This is a genomic window from Candidatus Fusobacterium pullicola (assembly GCA_018883725.1).
Taxonomy (GTDB): domain Bacteria; phylum Fusobacteriota; class Fusobacteriia; order Fusobacteriales; family Fusobacteriaceae; genus Fusobacterium_A; species Fusobacterium_A pullicola.
The window spans coordinates 38866-61100 of the sequence record JAHLFN010000067.1 but is presented as its reverse complement, the minus strand read 5'-3'; the positions used below and the strand labels follow the sequence as shown (position 1 = coordinate 61100).

At 31.4% G+C, this 22235-nt stretch carries 18 protein-coding genes and 1 riboswitch; of the genes, 7 read left to right on the top strand and 11 right to left on the bottom strand.

The window, feature by feature from the left end; all coding sequences use genetic code 11:
- Nucleotides 1-140 precede the first annotated feature (140 nt).
- Complete coding sequence (locus IAA47_07150) at nucleotides 141-1298, top strand: ROK family transcriptional regulator (GenBank protein ID MBU3842740.1); 1158 nt, start codon at nucleotides 141-143, stop codon at nucleotides 1296-1298.
- 87 nt (nucleotides 1299-1385) lie between these two features.
- Here the strand turns inward: IAA47_07150 and IAA47_07145 are convergent, their stop codons facing one another.
- From IAA47_07145 to IAA47_07135, 3 genes are read right to left on the bottom strand one after another with little or no spacing between them, the layout of a single operon-like run.
- Nucleotides 1386-5621 (bottom strand): 2-hydroxyacyl-CoA dehydratase, encoded by a 4236-nt coding sequence (locus IAA47_07145; protein ID MBU3842739.1) that lies wholly within the window; start codon nucleotides 5619-5621, stop codon nucleotides 1386-1388.
- A gap of 54 nt (nucleotides 5622-5675) precedes the next feature.
- A complete protein-coding gene (locus IAA47_07140) occupies nucleotides 5676-6011 on the bottom strand; it encodes a hypothetical protein (protein MBU3842738.1) in 336 nt (111 codons plus the stop codon).
- 38 nt (nucleotides 6012-6049) lie between these two features.
- Complete coding sequence (locus IAA47_07135) at nucleotides 6050-6781, bottom strand: HAD-IB family hydrolase (GenBank protein ID MBU3842737.1); 732 nt, start codon at nucleotides 6779-6781, stop codon at nucleotides 6050-6052.
- A 208-nt stretch (nucleotides 6782-6989) separates the two neighbouring features.
- Here IAA47_07135 and IAA47_07130 point away from each other — a divergent pair, with 208 nt between their 5' ends.
- From IAA47_07130 to IAA47_07105, 6 genes are all read left to right on the top strand, one after another.
- On the top strand, nucleotides 6990-7814 hold the full coding sequence (locus tag IAA47_07130) for an endonuclease/exonuclease/phosphatase family protein (protein ID MBU3842736.1): 825 nt from the start codon (nucleotides 6990-6992) through the stop codon (nucleotides 7812-7814).
- Between the two features lie 8 nt (nucleotides 7815-7822).
- The gene (locus IAA47_07125; protein ID MBU3842735.1) at nucleotides 7823-8452 is read left to right on the top strand and encodes a thiamine diphosphokinase; all 630 of its coding nucleotides are present in this window, start codon (nucleotides 7823-7825) and stop codon (nucleotides 8450-8452) included.
- A 30-nt stretch (nucleotides 8453-8482) separates the two neighbouring features.
- On the top strand, nucleotides 8483-9739 hold the full coding sequence (locus IAA47_07120; protein MBU3842734.1) for a uracil-xanthine permease family protein: 1257 nt from the start codon (nucleotides 8483-8485) through the stop codon (nucleotides 9737-9739).
- Nucleotides 9740-9877: 138 nt separating this feature from the next.
- Nucleotides 9878-11698 carry an oligoendopeptidase F gene (gene pepF / locus IAA47_07115; protein MBU3842733.1) on the top strand — a complete coding sequence of 607 codons (1821 nt, stop codon included), beginning with the start codon at nucleotides 9878-9880 and terminating at the stop codon, nucleotides 11696-11698.
- 122 nt (nucleotides 11699-11820) lie between these two features.
- Complete coding sequence (locus tag IAA47_07110; protein ID MBU3842732.1) at nucleotides 11821-12588, top strand: threonine/serine exporter family protein; 768 nt, start codon at nucleotides 11821-11823, stop codon at nucleotides 12586-12588.
- Nucleotides 12585-13037 (top strand): threonine/serine exporter family protein, encoded by a 453-nt coding sequence (locus IAA47_07105; GenBank protein ID MBU3842731.1) that lies wholly within the window; start codon nucleotides 12585-12587, stop codon nucleotides 13035-13037. Before IAA47_07110 ends, IAA47_07105 begins: the two co-directional genes overlap by 4 nt.
- A gap of 69 nt (nucleotides 13038-13106) precedes the next feature.
- Here IAA47_07105 and asnA read toward each other — a convergent pair whose 3' ends face one another.
- The 8 genes from asnA to IAA47_07065 form a co-directional block, all read right to left on the bottom strand.
- Nucleotides 13107-14102, bottom strand: coding sequence for an aspartate--ammonia ligase (gene asnA, locus IAA47_07100; protein MBU3842730.1), 996 nt, complete (start codon nucleotides 14100-14102; stop codon nucleotides 13107-13109).
- A 364-nt stretch (nucleotides 14103-14466) separates the two neighbouring features.
- A complete protein-coding gene (metK, locus tag IAA47_07095; protein MBU3842729.1) occupies nucleotides 14467-15621 on the bottom strand; it encodes a methionine adenosyltransferase in 1155 nt (384 codons plus the stop codon).
- Between the two features lie 94 nt (nucleotides 15622-15715).
- Nucleotides 15716-15805: riboswitch (SAM riboswitch) on the bottom strand.
- A 93-nt stretch (nucleotides 15806-15898) separates the two neighbouring features.
- Nucleotides 15899-16519, bottom strand: a complete 621-nt coding sequence (locus IAA47_07090; protein ID MBU3842728.1) for an acetate uptake transporter — start codon at nucleotides 16517-16519, stop codon at nucleotides 15899-15901.
- Between the two features lie 113 nt (nucleotides 16520-16632).
- On the bottom strand, nucleotides 16633-18174 hold the full coding sequence (gene citF / locus IAA47_07085) for a citrate lyase subunit alpha (protein MBU3842727.1): 1542 nt from the start codon (nucleotides 18172-18174) through the stop codon (nucleotides 16633-16635).
- A 23-nt stretch (nucleotides 18175-18197) separates the two neighbouring features.
- Nucleotides 18198-19070, bottom strand: a complete 873-nt coding sequence (locus IAA47_07080; protein ID MBU3842726.1) for a CoA ester lyase — start codon at nucleotides 19068-19070, stop codon at nucleotides 18198-18200.
- 30 nt (nucleotides 19071-19100) lie between these two features.
- The gene (citD, locus tag IAA47_07075) at nucleotides 19101-19361 is read right to left on the bottom strand and encodes a citrate lyase acyl carrier protein (GenBank protein MBU3842725.1); all 261 of its coding nucleotides are present in this window, start codon (nucleotides 19359-19361) and stop codon (nucleotides 19101-19103) included.
- Between the two features lie 80 nt (nucleotides 19362-19441).
- Nucleotides 19442-20689 (bottom strand): methylaspartate ammonia-lyase, encoded by a 1248-nt coding sequence (locus tag IAA47_07070; GenBank protein MBU3842724.1) that lies wholly within the window; start codon nucleotides 20687-20689, stop codon nucleotides 19442-19444.
- Nucleotides 20690-20748: 59 nt separating this feature from the next.
- Complete coding sequence (locus IAA47_07065) at nucleotides 20749-22206, bottom strand: methylaspartate mutase subunit E (GenBank protein ID MBU3842723.1); 1458 nt, start codon at nucleotides 22204-22206, stop codon at nucleotides 20749-20751.
- Between the last annotated feature and the right edge of the window lie 29 nt (nucleotides 22207-22235).

Below are 22235 nucleotides of genomic sequence, written 5' to 3'. Positions count from 1 at the left end.
TATCACTAGTATATAATATTTTTACATATAATCAAGAAAAAAACATAAAAAATTCAAAAAGTTATTTTACTTTTTAAAATAAGTTTGGAGTTTTATAGAGAAATAGGATAAAATATATGTAGATAGTAAGGGGGGATACTTTGAAAATAGAGAATTTAAAATTAAAGATACTGGAATTGATAAAAGCTAAGAATGGAATATCTAGAATAGATATTTCAAGAGAGTTTGGAATAACACCAGCAGCAGTTGGAAAGGTGATAAATGAATTTTTAGAGAAAAAGATTATAATAGAAGAGAGAGAAGGAGAATCTAGTGGTGGAAGAAAACCATCTCTTTTAAATATCAATAAAGATAAGATAGGAAATATTTTAGGGGTATATTTTGCACCTATGTTTGTTCAAGTAACTATTGGAGATATAGATGGGAATATTATTTCAACTAGAAGATATAGATTGGGAGATCTAGGAGGGGATATAGTAGGAAGTACAGAGGAGATTATAGAGAAGGAGTTAACTAAGAATAAAGATATAGAGGTAATCTCTGTTGTCATGAATGGACTTGTAGACAGTGAAAGAGGAGTATCGATTTTTTCACCACATTACAATACAAAAAATATTTCTATTGTTGAAAGATTTCAAAAAAAGTTTAGAAAAAAAGTCTATTTAGAGAATGATGTTAGGGTAATGGCACTTGTAGAGAAGGTATTTGGTGAGTGTAGGGATAACCAAAATTTTGTTGTACTCAATGTAGAAGAGGGAGTAGGGGGAAGTATATATTTAAATGATATGTTGTACCATGGTTACGGCTCTATGTCTGGAGAGTTAGGTCATATGGTAGTTAAAAGAAATAGTTTAGAAAAATGCTCTTGTGGTAAAAAAGGTTGCCTAGAAACGGAAGTTTCCAATAGGGCTATCATAAAAAAGATTATGGCTCAAATTAGAATAAATAATCAATATAGCTCACTAAAAAAAGTATTAGATGAGGGTAAAAAGTTAGAGATAAAAGATGTATTAGAGGGAGTAGAGGAGAAAGATATGCTGTCTCTTTCTGTAGTAGGGGAGGCTATACAATATATAGCTTATGCTCTAGATATGATAATCTCTGTAATCAATCCAGAAAAAATAATCCTTTATGGAGAGTTTTTCCAAAATAAATATATTTTTAAATCTTTACTAAATGAGATAGGAAAGATAACCTTAGATGAGCAGAACTATCAGATAAAAAGATCTAAATTTTATGAAAAAATTTATGAGATTGCTCCTCTTGCTTTAGGGAATTATCTGATATTTAAGAAATAATAAAAGAGAATCTACTTCAAATAAGAGGTAGATTCTCTTCAAAGAATAACTAAGTAGTTATTGTATTTTTGTATTGATAATATTTAATTAAGATATTTTTTGATCCATGTTTTTCTTAGCTACTGATAGCATTAGTTTAATTCTATTAAGTTGATTTACTTCAGAGTAAGCTGGATCATAATCTATAGGAGTGATATTTACATTTTCATACTCCTCTCTAAGTCTTTTAATCATACCTTTTCCAGTAATATGATTAGGAAGACAACCAAATGGTTGAACACAAACAATATTAGGAACACCATGTTCAATAAAATCAATCATCTCTCCCATCAAGAACCATCCCTCACCAGATTGATGACCAATCGAGATAAATTCAGAAGTTTTCTTAGCAGTTTCCTGTATAGAGATCTCTCTCATAAATCTAGCATGTTTAGATATAGCATTATTAAGTATAGCTGTATATCTATCTAGTACCCATAGTGCCCCTCTTAATTTTAATCCAGCCATTTTTCCTTTAAATTTTTCAGCAAGGAAGATGTCACTGTAGATACAGTATTTGATGAAGTTCATAAGGGATGAAGTATAGACTTCTCCACCCTCTTGCTCAATAAAATTAGCTAAATTATTATTAGCAAAAGGACTGAATTTAACTAAGATCTCTCCTACAATACCAACTTTGACTTTTTTCTCATTACTAATTGCTATTTTTGAAAACTCATCAACAATTAACTCACAATTTCTTTTAAATTCTGAAAAGTTTCCATTATGAACATTACTAATAACTTGTTGCTTCCATTTTGTATAGAGAGCTTCACTTTCACCTTTCTTTAGTTCATAAGGTCTAGTGTGATATAGAAGTTTCATCAATAGATCCCCATATGATACAGCTATTAAAGCTTTGTGAATAAGGGGAAGTGACAATGAAAATCCCTCTTGTTTTTCAAAACCATTAGCATTTAATGAGATTATAGGTACCTTTTCAAATCCAGCATCTTTGATAGCTTTTTTAAGGAAACCAAGATAGTTAGTTGCCCTACAACTTCCACCAGTTTGAGATATCATAACTGCAGTCTTATCTAAATCATATTTTCCAGATTGAAGAGCAGAAACAAGCTCTCCAATTACAAGAATAGACGGATAGCAAGCATCATTATTTACATATTTTAATCCACAGTCAAGAGCTTCTTGAGTTTCTGGAAGGATTTCAAGATTATAGCCTTGAGCTTTAAAGGCATGTTTTATTAGATCAAAGTGCATAGGAGCCATTTGTGGAGCTAATATTGTATAATCTTTTTTCATAGCTTTTGTAAACTCAGCTTTTTTATACTCTATTTTATGTTTAATACTATTTGTTACAGAGTTTTTCTTATATTCAAGAGCAGCAAGTAAGCTTCTAATTCTAATTTTAATAGCTCCAAGATTACTGATCTCATCTATTTTTAAAAGAGTATGTACTTTTCCATGGTTAGTTAAAATCTCATTAACTTGGTCAGTAGTGACAGCATCTATACCACAACTAAAACTATTCAGTTCAATAAGTTCAAGATTAGGAGTTTTTCCTACAACTGTAGCTGCTCTATAGAGTCTAGAATGGTAAGTCCATTGATCAATAACTCTTAACTCTTCATCAATAGAACCAAGGCTTGCTACAGCATCACCAGTTAATACAGCTATCCCAAAAGAGTTAATGATATTAGGTATACCATGATGTATCTCTTTATCACAGTGATAAGGTCTTCCACAAAGGACAACACCTATTTTATCTGTTCTTTCAAGTTCTTCAATAATCTCTTTAGCTCTATTTTGCATATCTTTTCTAAAATTATATTTTTCTTCAAGTGCCTTATCTACAGCAGATTTAACTTCAGGTTTTGTAACACCAAATTTAGAAAACTCTTCCATTACAGTTTTGTAAAGAACTTCTCTATTTTCAAAGGAGAATACAGGAATCATCATATCAATATTTTTCTCTTTGATAATATCCATATTATTTTTTATAACTTCAGGATATGACATAACAATAGGGCAGTTAAATTGATTTTGAGATTTTTTATCCTCTTTCTCTTCAAATATTACACAAGGGTAAAAAATTCTATTTACTCCCTTATTAACAAGATTCATAATATGTCCATGAACTAGTTTGGCTGGATAACAGATAGAATCTGAAGTTATAGTATCTATTCCACTCTCATATAGTTTCTTAGAAGAGTCATCAGATAGGATAACTCTAAATCCAAGCTCAGTAAGTAGAGTAAACCAGAATGGATAAGAGTCGTAGAAATTTAGAACTCTAGGTATTCCAATCTCTCCTCTAGTAGCTTGAGATAATTCTAATGGTGCATAGTTAAATAATCTGTTGTATTTGTATTCAAACATATTTGGAGCATGTTTTTTCTTCATCTTGGCAACAGGGTTATCACATCTGTTTCCCGAAATAAAATTTTCACCATTTTCAAACTTATGAATAGTTAATAGGCATTTATTAGTACACATTCCACAACGAGTAAGACTAGTAGTGTAATGGAAGTTATCAAGCTCTTTCATATTCATAAGTGTAGATTTTTCTCCAGCTTCTTCTAGGGCAATAAGAGCTGCTCCAAAAGCTCCCATAAGTCCAGCAATATTAGGTCTTATTACCTCTCTTTCAGAAACTTTTTCAAAGGCTCTTAAAACACAGTCATTTAGGAATGTTCCACCTTGTACTACTATATAGTTTCCAAGCTCCTCTTTATTTTTAATTTTTATTACTTTAAACAGTGTGTTTTTCACAACAGAGTAAGATAAACCAGCAGATATATCAGCTACTTCAACTCCATCTTTTTGAGCTTGTTTTACTTTTGAGTTCATAAAAACTGTACATCTAGTACCTAAGTCTGCAGGGGATTTAGATGTAAGTCCAAGTTTTGCAAATTCCTTTATATCCATTCCAAGGGAGTTTGCAAAAGTTTCTAGGAATGAACCACAGCCCGATGAGCAAGCTTCATTAAGTAGAATAGAGGTAATGACACCATCTTCTATTCTTAAACACTTCATATCTTGTCCACCAATATCAAGTATAAAATCAACTTGAGGTTGAAAGTGTTGAGCTCCTTTGTAGTGAGCGATGGTTTCAACAACACCTTTATCAACTTTAAGAGCAGACTTTATAAGATTTTCACCATATCCAGTTACACAAGAACCCTTAATTTTAATACCATCATGTAGTTTAGAATAAAGAGTTTTTAAGTTACTAATTATATTATCTAAAGGATTTCCTTTATTGTGAGAATAGAAAGAGTAAAGTATCTCTTTCTCTTCTGAAATGAGTACTATTTTTATTGTAGTAGAACCAGCATCAATACCGAGATAGGCATTTCCAGAATAACTGGCAATATCTCTATTTTCTATCTTCTCTTTCTCATGTCTAGAATAAAACTCTTCAATTTCCTCTTTGTTATTGAATAGTGGTTGAAGCCTTGAAGTTTCAGAAGTATCCTTTTCATTTAATTTTAAGAACTTATTCTTAAGTTCATCTAAAGAATAAGAGTTACTATTTTCTTCGGAAAGTAGTGCTGCTCCTTGTGCTACAAAAATTTGAGAATTTTTGGGAAAAATCACATCTTCAGGAGATAACTCTAAAGTTTCAATGAATCTTTTTCTAAGTTCACTTAAAAAGAAAAGAGGTCCTCCTAAGAAAGCTACTTTCCCAGTAATTTTTTTACCACAAGCAAGTCCAGTAATAGTCTGATTTACTACTGCTTGAAAAACTGATACAGCTATGTTTCCTTTTTTTACTCCTTCATTAACAAGAGGTTGAATATCTGTTTTAGCAAATACTCCACATCTAGCAGCAATAGGATAGATTGTGTCATAATCCTTTGCTAACTCATTTAAACCACTTGCATCTGTATTGAGAAGAGCTGCTATTTGATCAATAAAAGCACCAGTTCCTCCAGCACAGCTACCATTCATTCTTTGGTCCATATCATTTTTTAAGAAAGTAATTTTAGCATCCTCTCCACCAAGTTCAATAGCTACATCTGTTTCAGGAATCACCACTTCAATAGCTTTTATACAAGCAATAACTTCTTGTACAAACTCTGTTCCAATCCAACTAGCAATTCCCATACCACTAGAACCTGTGAGATTTATCTTAAAACTGATATCTTCTCCATATTTTTCTTTGATAAATTTAAAAAATTCATCAAACATATTTTTAGTAGTCTCTCTTACATTTGAAAGATGTCTTTGATAAATAGAATAGACAATATTTTTTTCCTCATCCAAACAAACAATTTTAACAGTTGTTGAACCAACGTCAGTACCAATAAAAAAATTTCTCATAATATAACTCCTTAAAATTTACTTTAAAATATTTTTAGTAAAAATTAAGAAGTTTTAAATGAGTAGTATGCGGGACTCATATCGAGTTAAAATTGTATAGTCTCCAATTTTATAGAGATGAGGTGTTCTCTCTTTAATCTCTATAACTTTTTCAACTACAGGTTTTATCTCAAAGGAATTTAAGGGTGTTCCAGTTCTAATAATATTTTTAGCAAAAATTTCTACCTTATTAAGTTGGATAAAACCGTAACTTTCTGTATTATCGTTAGTACGTATCATATAGATAGCTTGATTTTTATCATAAAAGCTATTTACATCCATCTTAGGATTGATACTTGAACTAAAAAACAGAAGTAGAGTTGAAACGATAAAGTAAATGAATTTTTTCACCACTTTTCTTTCCTCCTCAATTTCATAAGAATAAAAATCTAAAAATTAGGATTTAAAATTTTAACATCAGCATTTACAGAGTAGATCACATCTTTTCTTTCAATAATGATTTCTGTTTTTGCTTTTAAGTTTTCATCATTTTTTATAGTATTAATAAGTTCTAAGCTAGGATTGATAGCTTTTGGATTACCAACTAACTCTAGCATAGTTATATCTCCATGGGTATCTCCATAGGCATAGCTTTTCTCCAAATCAATTGTATATTTTTCACAAAATTTATTTATTGATTTTAATTTATTTTTAGAATCCCACATTGGCGATATTTCACCAGTAAGAGCCCCTTTTTCATCGGTGTGGTAAGTAGAGCCACAAAAGTCATCTGCTCCCCATTTTTTTGCCATTCTTGAAACTAAAAAATCAGGGCTTCCAGATATAAAAATAACAAGATGTCCTTGCTCTTTATGCCATTTTATCATTTTTCTAGTATAAGCATATACCTTATTTCCTTTTAATTCTACTACTTTGTCAGCTACAAAGTCATTATATTTCGTAGGAAGTCCTTTGATAGCATCAACATATGTACCAGTAAGATCTCCTAAGTAATTATCATAATTTCCAACTCTTTCATCCCAAAGTTTGAAAGCCTCTTTAACTCTTCTATCATATTCACTAAAATCTAATAAATCATACTTTATCAGTTTTTTAAAATGTTCAGTCAAAAGAGAGTTTCTAAAAATAGTACCATCAATATCAAAAAAAGCTGCAATCATAATCATACCCTCCTTTAAAATTATAGATATTATTGTATTTATATTAGAAAAATTATAGTTGAAAAATAAAAAAAAGTCAAATGTTATCTTGGATAATAAAGAAAAGAAATAGAGATAAAAATTAAAAAGTTTTTAAATTTAAATAATATAATAGAGAATTTTTAAAATAGATGGTATAATATCTAAAGATATAAATTAGGGAGGAAGAATGAAAAAGATAAGATTTTTTATTATATATCTATTGATGATAGTTACAATGTTTGCTCAGGAAGGGTATATAGCTTCTTTTAATACTTTGAGATTAGGAAAAGCTCAGAAAGACTTTAACTATATGAGTAAAGTTTTAAAGGAGTTTGATATAATAGGACTAATAGAGGTAATGAACCCGGTAGGGGTTGAAAAATTAGTAAAAGAGCTAGAAAAAGAGAGTGGGACTACTTGGAGATATCATATATCTCCATATGCCGTTGGAAGTACGAGTTATAAAGAGTATTTTGCATATATTTGGAAGAGTGATAGAGTTGAATTTCTAGAGGCGAGAGGGTTCTATCCAGATGAGGTAAAAGGTTTTGAAAGACCACCTTATGGAGCTGATTTTAAGATAGATAATTTTGACTTTACTTTTATTCTAGTTCACTCTAAGTTTGGAAAGAAAGAGTCTGAAAGAAGAGCTGAGGCTTTTGCTATGGATAGCGTATATGATTATTTTCAAGGGTTAGATGAAAATGAGAATGATATAATAATAGCAGGAGACTTTAATTTAAGTGCTTATGATGAATCTTTTGAAAAGTTGTTAAATCATAGTGATGATATAGGATATGCTATTTCTCCAAGAATAAAAACAACTTTAGGTAAGGATAAACTAGCTAACTCATATGACAATATGTTTTTATCTAAGATATATACTAGTGAGTTTAAGGGAAAGAGCGGAGCATTAGATTTCACAAAAAAACAGTATAGAGTGATGAAGGATAAAGTTTCAGATCATCTCCCAATATTTATAGTTGTTGATACTGAGTTTGATGATGATTAGAGGTAAATATGAGAGTAGCATATGTTTTTTTTAATGGAGAATTTTTGGGAAGTAAGGAGTATTATTTAAATATTTTGGAAAAAGATAGGGGAGATATCTACTGTGCAGATGGTGGAGCAAATCTATTAGAGGAGTTAAAACTATTCCCAAAAGAGATTTGGGGAGACTTTGATTCTGTGTCGGAGGAAATATTAGATAAGTATAGAGAGAATAGAGTAGTAATAAAAAAATTCCCAAAAGATAAGGATTATACTGATGGGGAGTTAATATTACAATATATAACAGAGAAAAAATATGAAAAAATTATTATAATTGGTGGATTAGGTGGAAGAAAAGACCATGAATTAACTAATTTAAATTTGATGTTCAAATTTAAAAATCTAAGCTTCTTAACTGAAAAAGAGGAGATTTTTGCAATAGAGAAGTATAAAGAGTTTATAGGAGCAAAGGGAAAAATAATATCTTTTATACCTTTTTCAGAGAAGGTTGAAGGATTAACTTTAGAGGGATTTAAATATCCGCTTAAAGAGTATACTTTACATCAAGGGGATAGTATCTGTATGAGTAATATAGCTATTGAGGACAGATGTGTTGTTTCTTTTAGTAAAGGAAAGTTAATGGGAGTTGTAATAAAATAAAATTAAAAATATATGGAGGAAATTAAAAAAATGGAAAACAAAGAAATTGTAACAAGAAAAACAAAATTTATTCTGGGAATACAGCATGTACTTGCTATGTTTGGAGCTACGGTGTTAGTCCCATTCTTGACTGGATTAAATCCATCATTAGCTTTGATAGCTGCTGGAGTAGGAACTTTAATTTTCCACTTCTGCACTAAGAGAATAGTACCAGTATTTTTAGGTTCATCTTTTGCCTTTATAGGAGCTTTGACTTTAGTTTTAAAAAATGAAGGAATTGGAGCTATAAAGGGTGGAGTAATAGCAGCGGGATTTATATATGTTCTTATGTCTTACTTAGTAAAAACTTTTGGAGTAGAGAGAGTAAAATCATTCTTTCCTCCAATAGTAACAGGACCTATTATCATGTTGATAGGACTTAGAATGAGTCCAACAGCTTTAAATATGGCTGGTTATGCTAATGGAAAATTTGATACAAAAAGTTTAATCGTAGCTTTTGCAGTAATTGTAACAATGGTATCTATAACTATGATGAAAAAATCTTTCCTAAGACTTATTCCAATATTAAGTGCTGTAATAGTAGGATATATAGTAGCAACTTTTTTAGGAATGGTAGATTTTAGTGTTGTATCTCAAGCTAAATGGATAGGATTATCAGCAGAGGCAGCAAATGATTTATTTACAATTCCAAAGATGTCACTTACTGGAATAATAGCAATAGCTCCAATAGCTTTAGTAGTATTTATAGAGCATATAGGAGATATTACAACTAATGGAGCGGTAGTAGGAAAGGATTTCTTTAAAGATCCAGGAATACATAGAACTCTTTTAGGGGATGGACTTGCTACAATAGCGGCAGGGCTTTTAGGTGGACCAGCAAATACTACTTATGGAGAGAATACTGGAGTATTAGCAGTAACAAAGATTTATGATCCTGCAATATTAAGAATAGCGGCTTGTTATGCGATAATTTTAGGATTTATAGGTAAATTTGGAATATTACTACAAACAATACCTTTACCAGTAATGGGAGGAGTATCGGTTATACTTTTCGGTATGATAGCCTCTGTTGGAGTAAGAACTGTAGTTGATGCAAGACTTGATTTTTCAAATTCAAGAAATCTAATAATAGCATCTATAATATTTGTATTAGGAATAGCTGTGGATAATATTGTTATTTGGCAAACTGTTTCAGTTTCAGGATTAGCTTTAGCAGCTTTTGCTGGAGTAGTTTTAAATAAGATTCTTCCTCAAGATAGAGAGATAAAATTAAAAAACTTAGATTAGAGAGGTGGTAAGATGAAAAATCTCATAATTATTGGATTTATCGCAGCATTAGCTGGACTCTATTTCACTAATGAAAAGAGAGAGAAAAAAGAAGTAGTAAAAAATGAGATTATTAAACCACTTGAGAAGGAGAGTAAAGTGTTAAAAAGAAGTGAGATTGATAATAAATATAAATGGAATATGAATGATTTCTATTCAGATTGGTTAGAGTGGGATAGAGAACTAGAGGAACTAAAAGCAATGATGAAAGAGATTCCTCAATACAAAGGAAAGATAAAAGAGGACTCTAAGAAGTTTATAGAGCTTATTCAATTAGAAGAAAAAATGGGAAGGTTATTAGATAAACTATACGTATATGTATATATGTTAAAAGATTTAGATTCTAAAGATGAAACATCTTCAGTAAAACTTCAAGAGATTCAATCGGTTTATACAGAGTATTCTGTAAGTGCAGCTTGGATAACACCAGAGATATTAGAGATTCCACAAGCTACTATGGAAAAATGGATAGAGGAAAATCCAGAATTAAAAGATCAAAGATTTGGACTTATGGAGATATATAGATTACAAGGACATGTATTAGATGAAGGAAAGGAGAAACTTCTATCTTATTATGGACAATATATGGGAGCTCCACATGATATATATGCTGAACTATCTATTTCAGATATGAAATGGAATGAGGTAAAATTATCTGATGGTTATGAGGGACCTGTAACAAATGGTGTTTATTCAAAGGTTTTAGCTACTAATAGAAATCAAGAGGATAGAAAGAAAGCTTTTGAAGCTTTATATGGAGCTTTTAATAATAACAAAAATACTTATGGTGCTATCTATAGAGCACTACTTCAAAGAGATGTAGCTTCAGCTAAAGGAAGAAACTATAGTTCAAGCTTAGAAAAAGCTCTTGAACCTAAAAATGTACCAACAGAGGTATATACGACTTTACTAAAATCGGCAATAGATAATAATGCCCCTCTACAAAGATACGTTAATTTAAGAAAGAAAGCCTTAGGACTGAAAGAGTATCACTACTATGACAACAGTATAAATATAGTTGAATATGATAAAAATTTTGATTATGATGTAGCTAAGGAGATGGTATATAATTCAGTAGCTCCATTGGGAGAAGATTACTCTAAAAAGATGAATACAGCTATAAGTGAAGGATGGATAGATGTATTTGAAACTGAAAATAAAAGAAGTGGAGCTTACTCTATAGGAGTATATGATGTACATCCATATATGTTATTGAACTATCAATCTACTTTAGATGATGTATTTACATTGGCACATGAATTAGGACATACTTTACATACTATGCTTTCTAATGAAAATCAACCATATGCTACACACAATTATACAATATTTGTAGCTGAAGTGGCATCTACATTCAATGAGAGATTACTTCTTGATTATATGATAAAAAATTCAAATGATCCTATTGAAAAAATAGCATTGATAGAGCAAGCTTTAGGGAATATAGTAGGAACTTTCTATATTCAAACTCTATTTGCAAACTATGAGTATCAAGCTCATAAATTAATAGAAGAAGGAAAAGCAGTTACTCCAGATGTACTTAGTGGAATAATGGATAATCTATTTAAAGAGTATTTTGGAGATACAATAACTATGGACGAGTTACAAAAAATAATATGGGCAAGAATTCCACATTTCTTTAACTCACCTTACTATGTATATCAGTATGCTACTAGCTTTGCTTCATCAGCAAATCTATATGATAGAATAACTAATGAAAAATATTCAGTTGAAGAGAGAGAAAGTGCTAAGGAAGCATATTTAACGCTTTTAAAATCTGGTGGAAATGACCACCCAATGTCTCAACTAAAAAAGGCTGGGGTTGATTTAGAGAAAGAGGAAAGCTTCCATGCTGTAGCAGTTGAATTTGATAGACTTCTGAATATACTAGAGGAAGAACTAAATAAATTAGAGAAATAGATATAATTAGAGGTTGTTGTAACTATAATTTACAGCAACTTCTTTTTTTATATAAACTATCTTTTATTTCTAAATATCCTATGATATAATCAATTGGATAAATTATTAAAGAGGAGTTAACTATGGAAAAACAATTTGAGTATAGGGTATTAAACCTTGCTGGTGATGTGGGAGAAGCCCTTTTAGAGAGTGGTTCAGAAGTATATAGAGTAGAGAATAGTGTGTGTACGGTGGCAGAGTATTTTGGATTTTATCCTCAATGTTTTGCTACTCTTACTTGTATAATTATAACATTAGAGAATTCTAATGGGGAGATAATATCTTTAGTAAGAAGAGTAAAATCAAGAAGTACTAATTTAGATAAGGTATATAAGGTTTTCTCTTTAATTAAAAATATTGAGAATTATGATGTAGAAATTTTAGAAGAAAAATTACAAGAGATACGAAGAGAAGCACCGTACTCCTTTATATTAAATACTGCTGGGAATTGTATAGGAGCCTCTTTTTTCTCAATACTTTTTCTTGGAAATATGAATGATTTTATAGCTTCTTTTTTATCTGGATTGGTTGTAGCAATTTTTTCAAAAATATCAGATAAATTAAACTTAGGAACTTTTTTTACTAATTTATTGTGTGGATTTATGGCAACAGTAGCAGCTTATTTTTTTTACCATACAGGTTTTACCTCGGATGCTTCGATTACAATTATCTCAACTTTGATGATATTGGTTCCAGGGGTGGCTTTTATTAACTCTATGAGAGATATATTTGCCGGAGATTTGGTTACAGGAATGTCAAGACTGATGGAAGTAGTAATGATAGGAACCTCTATTGCAGTTGGTTCAGGGGTAGCACTTAATATTTTCTTAAAATTAGGAGGAACAATATGATAGATATCTATTTTAGTAATTGGATAGTACAGATAGTTGCATCAATAATAACTACTATTGGTTTTGGAATAATGTTTAATATTAGAAATAGAAATCTATTTCATACGGGAATAGCAGGAGGAATAAGTTGGGCTGTATACCTTTTAGGAAAAAATTATGGATTGACAGATGGACCAAATTATTTTTTAGCTACTCTATGTTTATCAATGTATTCGGAGATAGTAGCAAGAAAATTGAAAACTCCAGTTACAACTATACTAATAGCTGCTCTTATCCCCCTTGCACCAGGAGGAGGAATATATTATATGATGTATAACCTTATAAATAAGAATTATCCATTAGCACTAGAAAAGGGAATAAGTACATTTATTATAGCAGGAGCTATGGCTGTTGGAATATTTACTGCAACTAATATTATGAGAATTTTTAAAGAGAATACAAGAAAATAAGTAATCATTTAGGTATATTTTGATTTTAAAAAAACTGCTCAGCACAGCTGAGCAGTCATTTAGAAATTCTTATAGGAAATGAGCTCCAATTTTAGCAAATTTTTCAACCATTTCTTCTGGCCAAATAGAAGCTTGTACTTCTCCGATATGAAGTTTTTCAAGGAAGAACATACAGATTCTAGATTGCCCGATTCCTCCTCCAACTGTATATGGAAGCTTTTTAGCTAAAAGTGATTTATGGAAAGGAAGTTCTTTTCTCTCCTCTTTACCATCAAGTTTTAATTGAAGTTGTAAGCTCTCCTCACTTACTCTAATTCCCATAGATGAAAGTTCAAATCCTTGTTCTAGTACAGGGTTCCATACTAATATATCTCCGTTTAATTCCCAGTCATCATAGTCTGGAGCTCTTCCATCATGTTTTTTACCTGATCTTAAAGTTTTACCAATTTGAGAAATAAATACTGCCTTGTGCACTCTACAGATCTCATTTTCTCTTTGCTTTGCTGTAAGTTCAGGATAAGCATCTTCTAACTCTTGAGAAGTTATGAAGAAAATATCTTCTGGTAGCTTTGTTGTAAATACAGGATATTCTCTATTGATGAACTCCTCTGTTTTTCTAAGTGCTTTATAGATATCTTTAACAATAGCTTTAAGAGTTTCAGTTGTTCTCTCTTCTTTATTTATAATAAGCTCCCAGTCCCATTGGTCAACATACATAGAGTGAATATTATCTAAATCCTCATCTCTTCTAATTGCATTCATATCTGTATAAAGTCCAGTATGTACAGGGAATTTATATCTTTTAAGAGCCATTCTTTTCCATTTTGCTAATGAATGTATAATTTGATACTCTTCATCTCTATCCCAGTGAGTATCGAAGTTAACAGGTCTCTCAATTCCACTTAAATCGTCATTTAGCCCAGAAGATTTTCTTACATAAAGTGGTGCAGATACCCTAGTTAAATTTAATTCATAAGCTAAAGCTCTTTCAAAAAAGTCTTTAACTTTTTTTATAGCTACCTCTGTTTCAAATAGATCCAATTTACACTCATAAGTTTTTGTCATATATATCACTCCTTAACAGTTATTTATTACATAAAAAAGCCATTCGGTGTACCCGAATGGCTTATAAACAAGGTCGGGTACAAATCAGTTAAACTCGAAAAAGATTTGTACCACAAGTAGAAAAACATATACTACTTAAAGTCCAAACCTCGACATATTATTATTGTTATTATTAAATTGTGCAGTCAAACCAAAAATGTGAAATCTCATATCTGCCTCCATAAAATTTAAAATCTATGTGTTAAGGATACACCTTTTTAATAAAAAAGTCAACACTTTTTTGAAAAAATATTTTTAATTTTATGAAAGAAAAAAAGAAGTTATAAAAATATAGTACATAATCTTATAACTTCTTTAAAATATATTATTTATTTAATGCAGCTTTTAATTCTTCAACTTTATTTGTTTTTTCCCAAGGAATATCTAAATCAGTTCTTCCAATATGTCCAAATGCTGCTAAATCTTGATATTTGAATTTTCCACTTCTTAATTCTAGTGATCTTTCTATTCCTCTAGGTGTTAAATCAAATACCTTTTTAACTGCTTCAGCAAGTTCTATCTCACTTACTTTTCCTGTTCCAAATGTATCTACTTTTACAGATGTTGGCTCTACTACTCCTATTGCATATGATAGTTGAACTTCACATTTATATGCTAAATCTGCCGCTACTATATTTTTTGCTACCCATCTTGCTGCATAAGCTGCTGATCTATCCACTTTTGAAGGGTCTTTTCCTGAGAAAGCTCCTCCACCATGTCTAAAGTATCCACCATAAGTATCTACTATTATCTTTCTTCCTGTAAGCCCAGTATCTCCGTGAGGTCCTCCTATAACAAATCTTCCTGTTGGGTTGATATGATATTTTTTTACATCAGCTGGATTTAAGTTATATGCTTCTAATACTGGTTTTATTACTCTTTCTTTTACATCAGCTTTTATTTGTTCTTGTGTTACATCTGGATTGTGTTGTACTGATAATACTATTGTATCAACGTGATCTATTTTTCCATTTTCATCATAAGCTAATGTTACTTGAGCTTTAGCATCAGGTCTAGCCCAAACTAACTCTTTACTTCTAGTCATTTTAGTAAGTTTTACTAATATTTCTCTTGCTAATACTAGAGCTAATGGCATAAGTTCAGGAGTTTCTTTAACAGCTCCACCAAACATTATTCCTTGGTCTCCAGCTCCACCAACATCTACTCCCATAGCGATATCAGGTGATTGAGCATGTATAGCATTTAATACTCCACAGTTAGAGTCAAATCCCATACCTTCTCTATATCCAATTTCATCAATTTTTCTTCTAACGATATCTTGGATATCAATGTAAGTAGAAGTAGTAATCTCTCCTCCAACGATAACTTGCCCAGTAGTACAGAAAACTTCACAAGCTACTCTAGAATTAGGGTCATCAGCAAGACAAGCATCTAATACAGCATCAGATATTTGGTCAGATACTTTATCAGGATGTCCAGGTGATACGAATTCAGATGTAAAATAAGTTAAATTTTTCATTTGTTTATTATCCTCCTAAAATTTTAACAAAAATATTAATAAAAAATCCCTTCACCTAGATAGATGAAGGGCTCATAAATCAAGTCCAAGTTTTCATCCATCTATCAGGAGTTAGCACCACACTTTTGAAAAGCAGGTTGCTGAGATGTCATAGGGCCAGTCCCTCAATCTCTCTTGATGGTTAACATTTTAAATTTCCATGAAATTATATCATTTAATACTAAAAAAGTCAATAATTTATTTTCTGAAATTAGTATGAAAATAAGTTGACAAAAATTTATTTTGCGTGATTTTTAAATATTCCAAGTGGTTTACCTAGAGGTAAAAACTCTCTACCAAATGTCTTATTTAAAACATTTGCTGCTGAAGCATAAAATGAAACTAAAGCTATTAATAACTCAGCTAGAGCAGCTAAAAAGTGAGTAAAGTGGTAAGCTATTCCAAAAGATGAAAGAGCTAGTCCAATAAATAGGAAATCAATTAGTATAAATATAACAAGTAGTGTCTTATTAGTTTCAACAGCTCCGATTGTCATATATAGAGTAAAGATTAAGTAACCTATAAATGCAAATCCAAAAGTTTTAGGATCTGCAGCAGCTCTCATAGCTTCTCCAAATACACCAAGTTGAATCATCCAACTCATAGCCATTCCAAACCAGAAGAAAGCATATCCACCAAAAGCAGTTGTTCCAAATACATTTCCATGTTTAATATCGTTTAAACATGCGATTAATTGTACAAAAGCTCCTAAGAAAATTGCCCAAGGAATAACTAAAGATACACTACTAATAATTCCAAATTTACTAGCTGAAGCTACTAAAGTAACAATAGCAAGTCCTAAAAGTCCTAGTGCAGAAGGATCTGCAACTTCAATTTTAACATGATTATTTTGATTCATTTTAATATTTCTCCTTTAAATCTATAAAAATTTTGTCCAAGAGACATTTTAAGATTATTTATAAATTTTGTCAATAGAAAAAATTTATATTTTTTGAGAAATATTAAGAAAGATTATTTTTTTATCTGTTTTACTACATCTACAACAGAACCATCCCGATATTGTACAATAGCTACTATTTTCTCTTCAAATTCAATAGGTTTTTCTTTTCCAGTCATTTTTTCAGCAATCTCTTTTAACTCTTCAATTGTCCTAATAGGAAGATTAGAGTTTTTAAATTTTTCAATTAAATCTTCTCTTAAAGGATTTATAGCGATTCCTCTTTCAGTTACTAGGACATCTACAGTTTCACCAGGAGTTGTAATAGTAGTTATTTTTTCTTTAAGAACAGATATTCTGGCATTTACTAATTGAGAAACAATGATGCAAAGTTTAGAGCCAGCAGCAGTATCACTATGTCCACCAGATCCACCCATGATAATACCATCAGAACCTGTAGTAACATTAACATTAAAAGCTGTATCTATCTCTGTAGCACCTAAGATAACAATATCGAGTTTGTTTACAACAGCTCCTTTATTATTGCAGTTAGCATACATTGAAGCTGACATTTTTATATGATTAGGATTTTCTTTAGCTGACTTTATTGCCTCTAAATCAAAGCATTGAACATCGAATAAAGCTTTAAAAAGCCCTTCTTTATACATATCAACAATATATCCAGTAATTCCTCCAGCAGCGAAACTACCAACTATATTCTTGTTTTTCATTAAATTTTTAACTTCAGCAGCAACAGCTAAAGATATTCCACCAGCACCAGTTTGAAAGCTTACTCCATCTTTTAGGTAGCCGGATTGTTCAATAAATTTAGCTGTTAAGTTAGCAACTTTTAAACCAATTGGGTTTTTAGTTATCTGTGTAGTTCCAGATACAATTCCTTTAGGATCTCCAATAGCTTCTACAACCAAAACATAATCAATCAAAGTTTGATTTATCTCTATTATTGGATTTGGGAAAGAAACAAGATTATCAGTAATAGCCACAACTAAATGAGCATTTTCAACATCAGAGTGAGCATATCCTAAAGCACCACAAGCTGATTTTCCTTCAACTCCATTGATATTTCCATATTCATCAGAGGTAGGAGCTGCAACAAAAGCAATGTCTACTTTTACTTCTCCTGTCTCCATCAATCTAGCACGTCCTCCATGGGTGTGCATGATAGCGGGCTTTTGAAGTTTACCTTCAGAAATAGCCTGTGCCACAGGTCCAGATATATAGCCAGCATAAATTTGTGTAATAACTCCTTTTTCAATATATTCAACAATAGGTTTATGACAAGGAAATATTGAGCTAGCAACTATAGTGATATTTTTATATCCTCTTTGAGCAATTTCTTTCATAACAAAATTTAAAACGTAGTCACCATTTCTTAGGTGATGATGAAAAGAGAGTGTCATTCCATCTTTGAGTGGAAGAACATCCATTAACTTTGAAATATCAGTATATAGTTTATTATCATAGGGATTAATAGATTTAAAATTAAAATCTTTTTTTATAGTTCCCATTTTATTAGCAAGATAACCATTGTAATGAGTGACCTTACCATATCCCTCTATAAAATCAGGAATCTCTCTTCCTAATATATTTTTCATTTAAAAACACCTCGCCTTAATAATTAATCAATAAGTCCCATTAGTCTTGCCATGTCTAAAGTATGGATAGCTCTGTTAATGATAGGAAGATCAACCATTTTACCATCTAAAGAGAAGACACCAAGTCCTTGTTTATCCGCTTCATCTTTTGCCGCCATAACTCTTAAAGCATGATTGATTTCATCATTTGATGGAGTGTAGGCTCTATGTATGGTGTCTATTTGTCTAGGATTTATGCTTAGTTTACCTGTAAAACCAAGCATTTTAGCTTTTAATGTATCAGCCATCAACCCTTCATAATCGTTCGTGTCAGTGAAAGGAGTATCAATTGCATCTACTTTACAAGCTTTACAAGCATTTATAATTTTAGTTCTAGCATAAAGAAGTTCGTCGGAATTTTTAGTTCTTTTTACACCCAAATCTACAGCTAAATCCTCTCCTCCAAGTAAAACAGAGATAACTCTTGGACTAGCTTTAATAGTTTCATATACTTTTTCAACTCCATAAGTTGTTTCAACTAATGGGTGAATTTTTATGCTTCCAGCTTCAAAGCCCTCTTCTTCTTCTATTGCATTTAATCTTTTATCCAATTCAGCTATATCTTCAGGACAAGATTTTGGTAAAAGAATAGCATCTGGTTTGAGTCTAGCAATAACCTCAATATCTTTATTAGCAAAAGGTGTAGCCAAAGGATTTATTCTAACAACAACTTCAACATCATTATATTCTATATTTTTTAAAGCTTCACTTACTAATATTCTAGCTGCATCTTTTTCAGTTAAAGCAACAGCATCTTCTAAATCAAATATCACAGCATCTGAACCAAATACAGCTGCTGTTTGTAACATACCAGGATTATTTCCTGGCATAAATAACATAGTTCTTCTTAATTTCACTATAAATACACCTCTTATCTTAAGAATATATTATAAACCTCTTATAACAGCAGCTTCAACTCTAGCCCTTATAGTATAATCAAGAGCCCCTTTATCTTGAGCTTGTACATGTACACTATCAATTCCTAGCTCTAGCAATTTGCTTTTTATCAATTCTTTTATATGTTCACCAAATTGTTTTTGGACAGTACTTTCTAAATCTATCTCTATACCATCATTTGTGGGGGTAAGAATTAAGAATATATCATTTGATTCTAGTGTCCCACATTTAGTAGCTTTTTTTAACGTCATATATTTCACCCTCTTTAAAAATTAAAGGAAAAGTGGCTGTTGTATTTTAACAACAGTCACTTTATCCTAAGGTTATTAAATTATCTATTTTTTCTTCTGTTAACTAAGGCTTCAACTCTAGCCATTTCATTAAATACTATCATAAACCCTTCATCAACACCCATTCCTGGTTTAGCTAAAACTTGAAGTGCTCCACAGGCCATTGCAATATTTGTTGTAACCTCAGCAGATCTATTTGTTTCGTTACAAGTTCCTCCGCAATAAGAACCTATTCCTACTTTATTACAGTAAAGAATAGCATCAGCAATATTATTAACTCCCCCTAGATCTGGAGTCTTAATTTGAACTACATGACCAGCTTTTTTATCAGCAAAAAGTTTAATATCTTCTAAAGTGTTACACCATTCGTCTGCTACAAGTTCAACTTCGATTCCTCTTTTGTCTACTTCAGTTGTTAGAGCCGCTAAAGCTTCAATCTGTTTATCTCTGTCTTCAACATCCATAGGACCTTCTATTCTTAACTTGAAAGGTTTTGCTGCTTCAACTAATGTAGATATGTAATCAGCCATTTTTGCTGTATCGCAGTCAAATGCTGCTCCAATAGTTCCATATACATCAATGTGGAATATAGGATAGTATTCAGAATTTACTCTTTTTGATAGGATTCTATCTCTAAGCCATTTAACATAGTCAAATAAAATTTCACCACGTTCTCCCAATTTTTCTTTAACATTGTTAATTAAAGCATGAGGAAGGACATCAGCTCCTTTGATTATCATCTTATCTGCATTAATATATCTATCATCACCAGATTGAGTAAATATTGGTCTTTTTGAAATTTCAATTCCAGTATTATAATCTTTTTGAATTACCTCAGCCATAGTAACTTTTCTTGCTTTAGCAACGGCATCTAATAGAGCTTGAGTAATTCCATATCTTATAGCTGTATGTAATCTTTTACCCTCAATTTGCATCGAATCAAACTCTTCAGCTAAAGTCTTAAAATTATCTAAATCTCTTCCTATCAATTTTGGAGCTATATTCTTTTCGATAACTGGAATAAAATCCTTTGCTAAAAATAGAGGATCTCTTCCACCAGCACCTGAATATTGAACGGCAGCACAGTCTCCAAAAGCAACCTGTCCATCTTCTAATATTAATTGAACAGAGATAGATTCACCAGATTGTCTAATAGTTTCAAATCCTGGAGTGACTGATTTTCCTAAATAAAACATTCCATCATGTCCAGCTCCAGCTTTTATAGCTCTTTGGTCATCGAAATAGAATCCTGTTTTTCCTGCTGAGCAAACTACATCTACAATTTTCATAATATATTCCTCCTAATTTTTAACCTAAATTTCTTAAATATTATAATTAAAAATAACAATTATTTATTTTCTGGTCTTCCAATTAAAGTTCCTTTTCCAACTGCAAAAATATCATCTACAGTCATTTGGAAAGTTACAGGTCTTCCTTCAAATTTAGCTCTTTCCTCTAATTGAGCCATATTGTAATCAACTAACTCCTTACTAAGTGGAACATTTCCTACAGCAAGATATCTAACTTTACCAACATTATCTCTAGCTGGCATCATTTTACCGGCATTATAGATTGATGGGGCAAACGGAACATCAAGAACACCTTGTTCAAAGGCTTTTACTATACCGATAGCCCAATCTCCATTTCCAAGCTCATATACTTTATCTAAAATACATTTAGTTTCAGCTTTGATTATTTCAATCTCTTTTTCTAATTCTGGAGAGGTAGATAATTTTTGTCCTTTAAGTAGATTTAAAACCATTTTTGTAGCTCTAATACCAGCAGCATTAGCCTCTTTTGTAGGAACTCCAATAGCCTCGTGAGGAGTTTTAACAATAACTTTAGTAGCTCCAGCTAAGGCAGCAGCTGAGGCTCCGTTAGAGATAACACCGAAGGCTTTAGCTTCATCTTCAGGGAAACCACCCATCCATTGGTGGAATACAGTAGTCAATTGGATATCGTTATATCCAAATTTTTTAAAATAATCTTCAGCTTGAGTTTCAAGAGCTCTTATTGCAGCCACGTCTTGAATTAGGTTTCCACATTGACCATAACCTAAAGTGAGATTTTTAACCCCTTGTTCAGCAGCCATTAATCCTTCCAAGATTCCAACAGCATTGGACATTGAAGGTGGAACTAAAGTACCAGTTAAAGGTCCAAAAGGTTCTCTGTTTATAGAAACTCCATGCTCTTCATACCATCCAACAAGTCTATCTACATATTGCCAATCAATAAGAGTTTTTTCTAAAGAAACAGACTTAGCATAGGGAACGTTATAACTAATTCCTCCTCCCTCATCTGAAGTAAATCCAGCAGCAATCATTATTTCTGAAAGAAGTCTAGCATCTGGAGTTCCATGTCTTAATTGAAGCGGAAGGCTAGTGGCTTCAACAACTTTTCTACATCCAGCTACTCCATGATTTACTCCGGGAAAACCATTAAGAAGTGATCTGCCAGCTTTTATAGATTCCTCTATCCCCTTTTCACAATTTTCATACTTATTTTGTCTAGTATAAGAGTCTATAGTGCTAGGTAATAAATCAGCTCCTCCCTCTTTATCAAGAAAGTTTAGAAGCTCAATATGCTGATCAATTAAAGCTACCCCTGCTCTAGGTTGTGCTAAAGTAATTCCGGCTTTTTTAGCATCTATTAATTTTTTAGAGAAGCTTTTTGACTCAGGTAATGATTTGTGGTATTTAATAGCCTCTTCAAGGTCTACATCTTTACCAGTAGGCCAACCTTTTAAAACCTCTTCTCTCATTTGAAAGAATTCCTCTTCTGTCCATTTTTTAAATCTAAGTTTCATATATAATTAATCCTCCTTAAATATTCTTT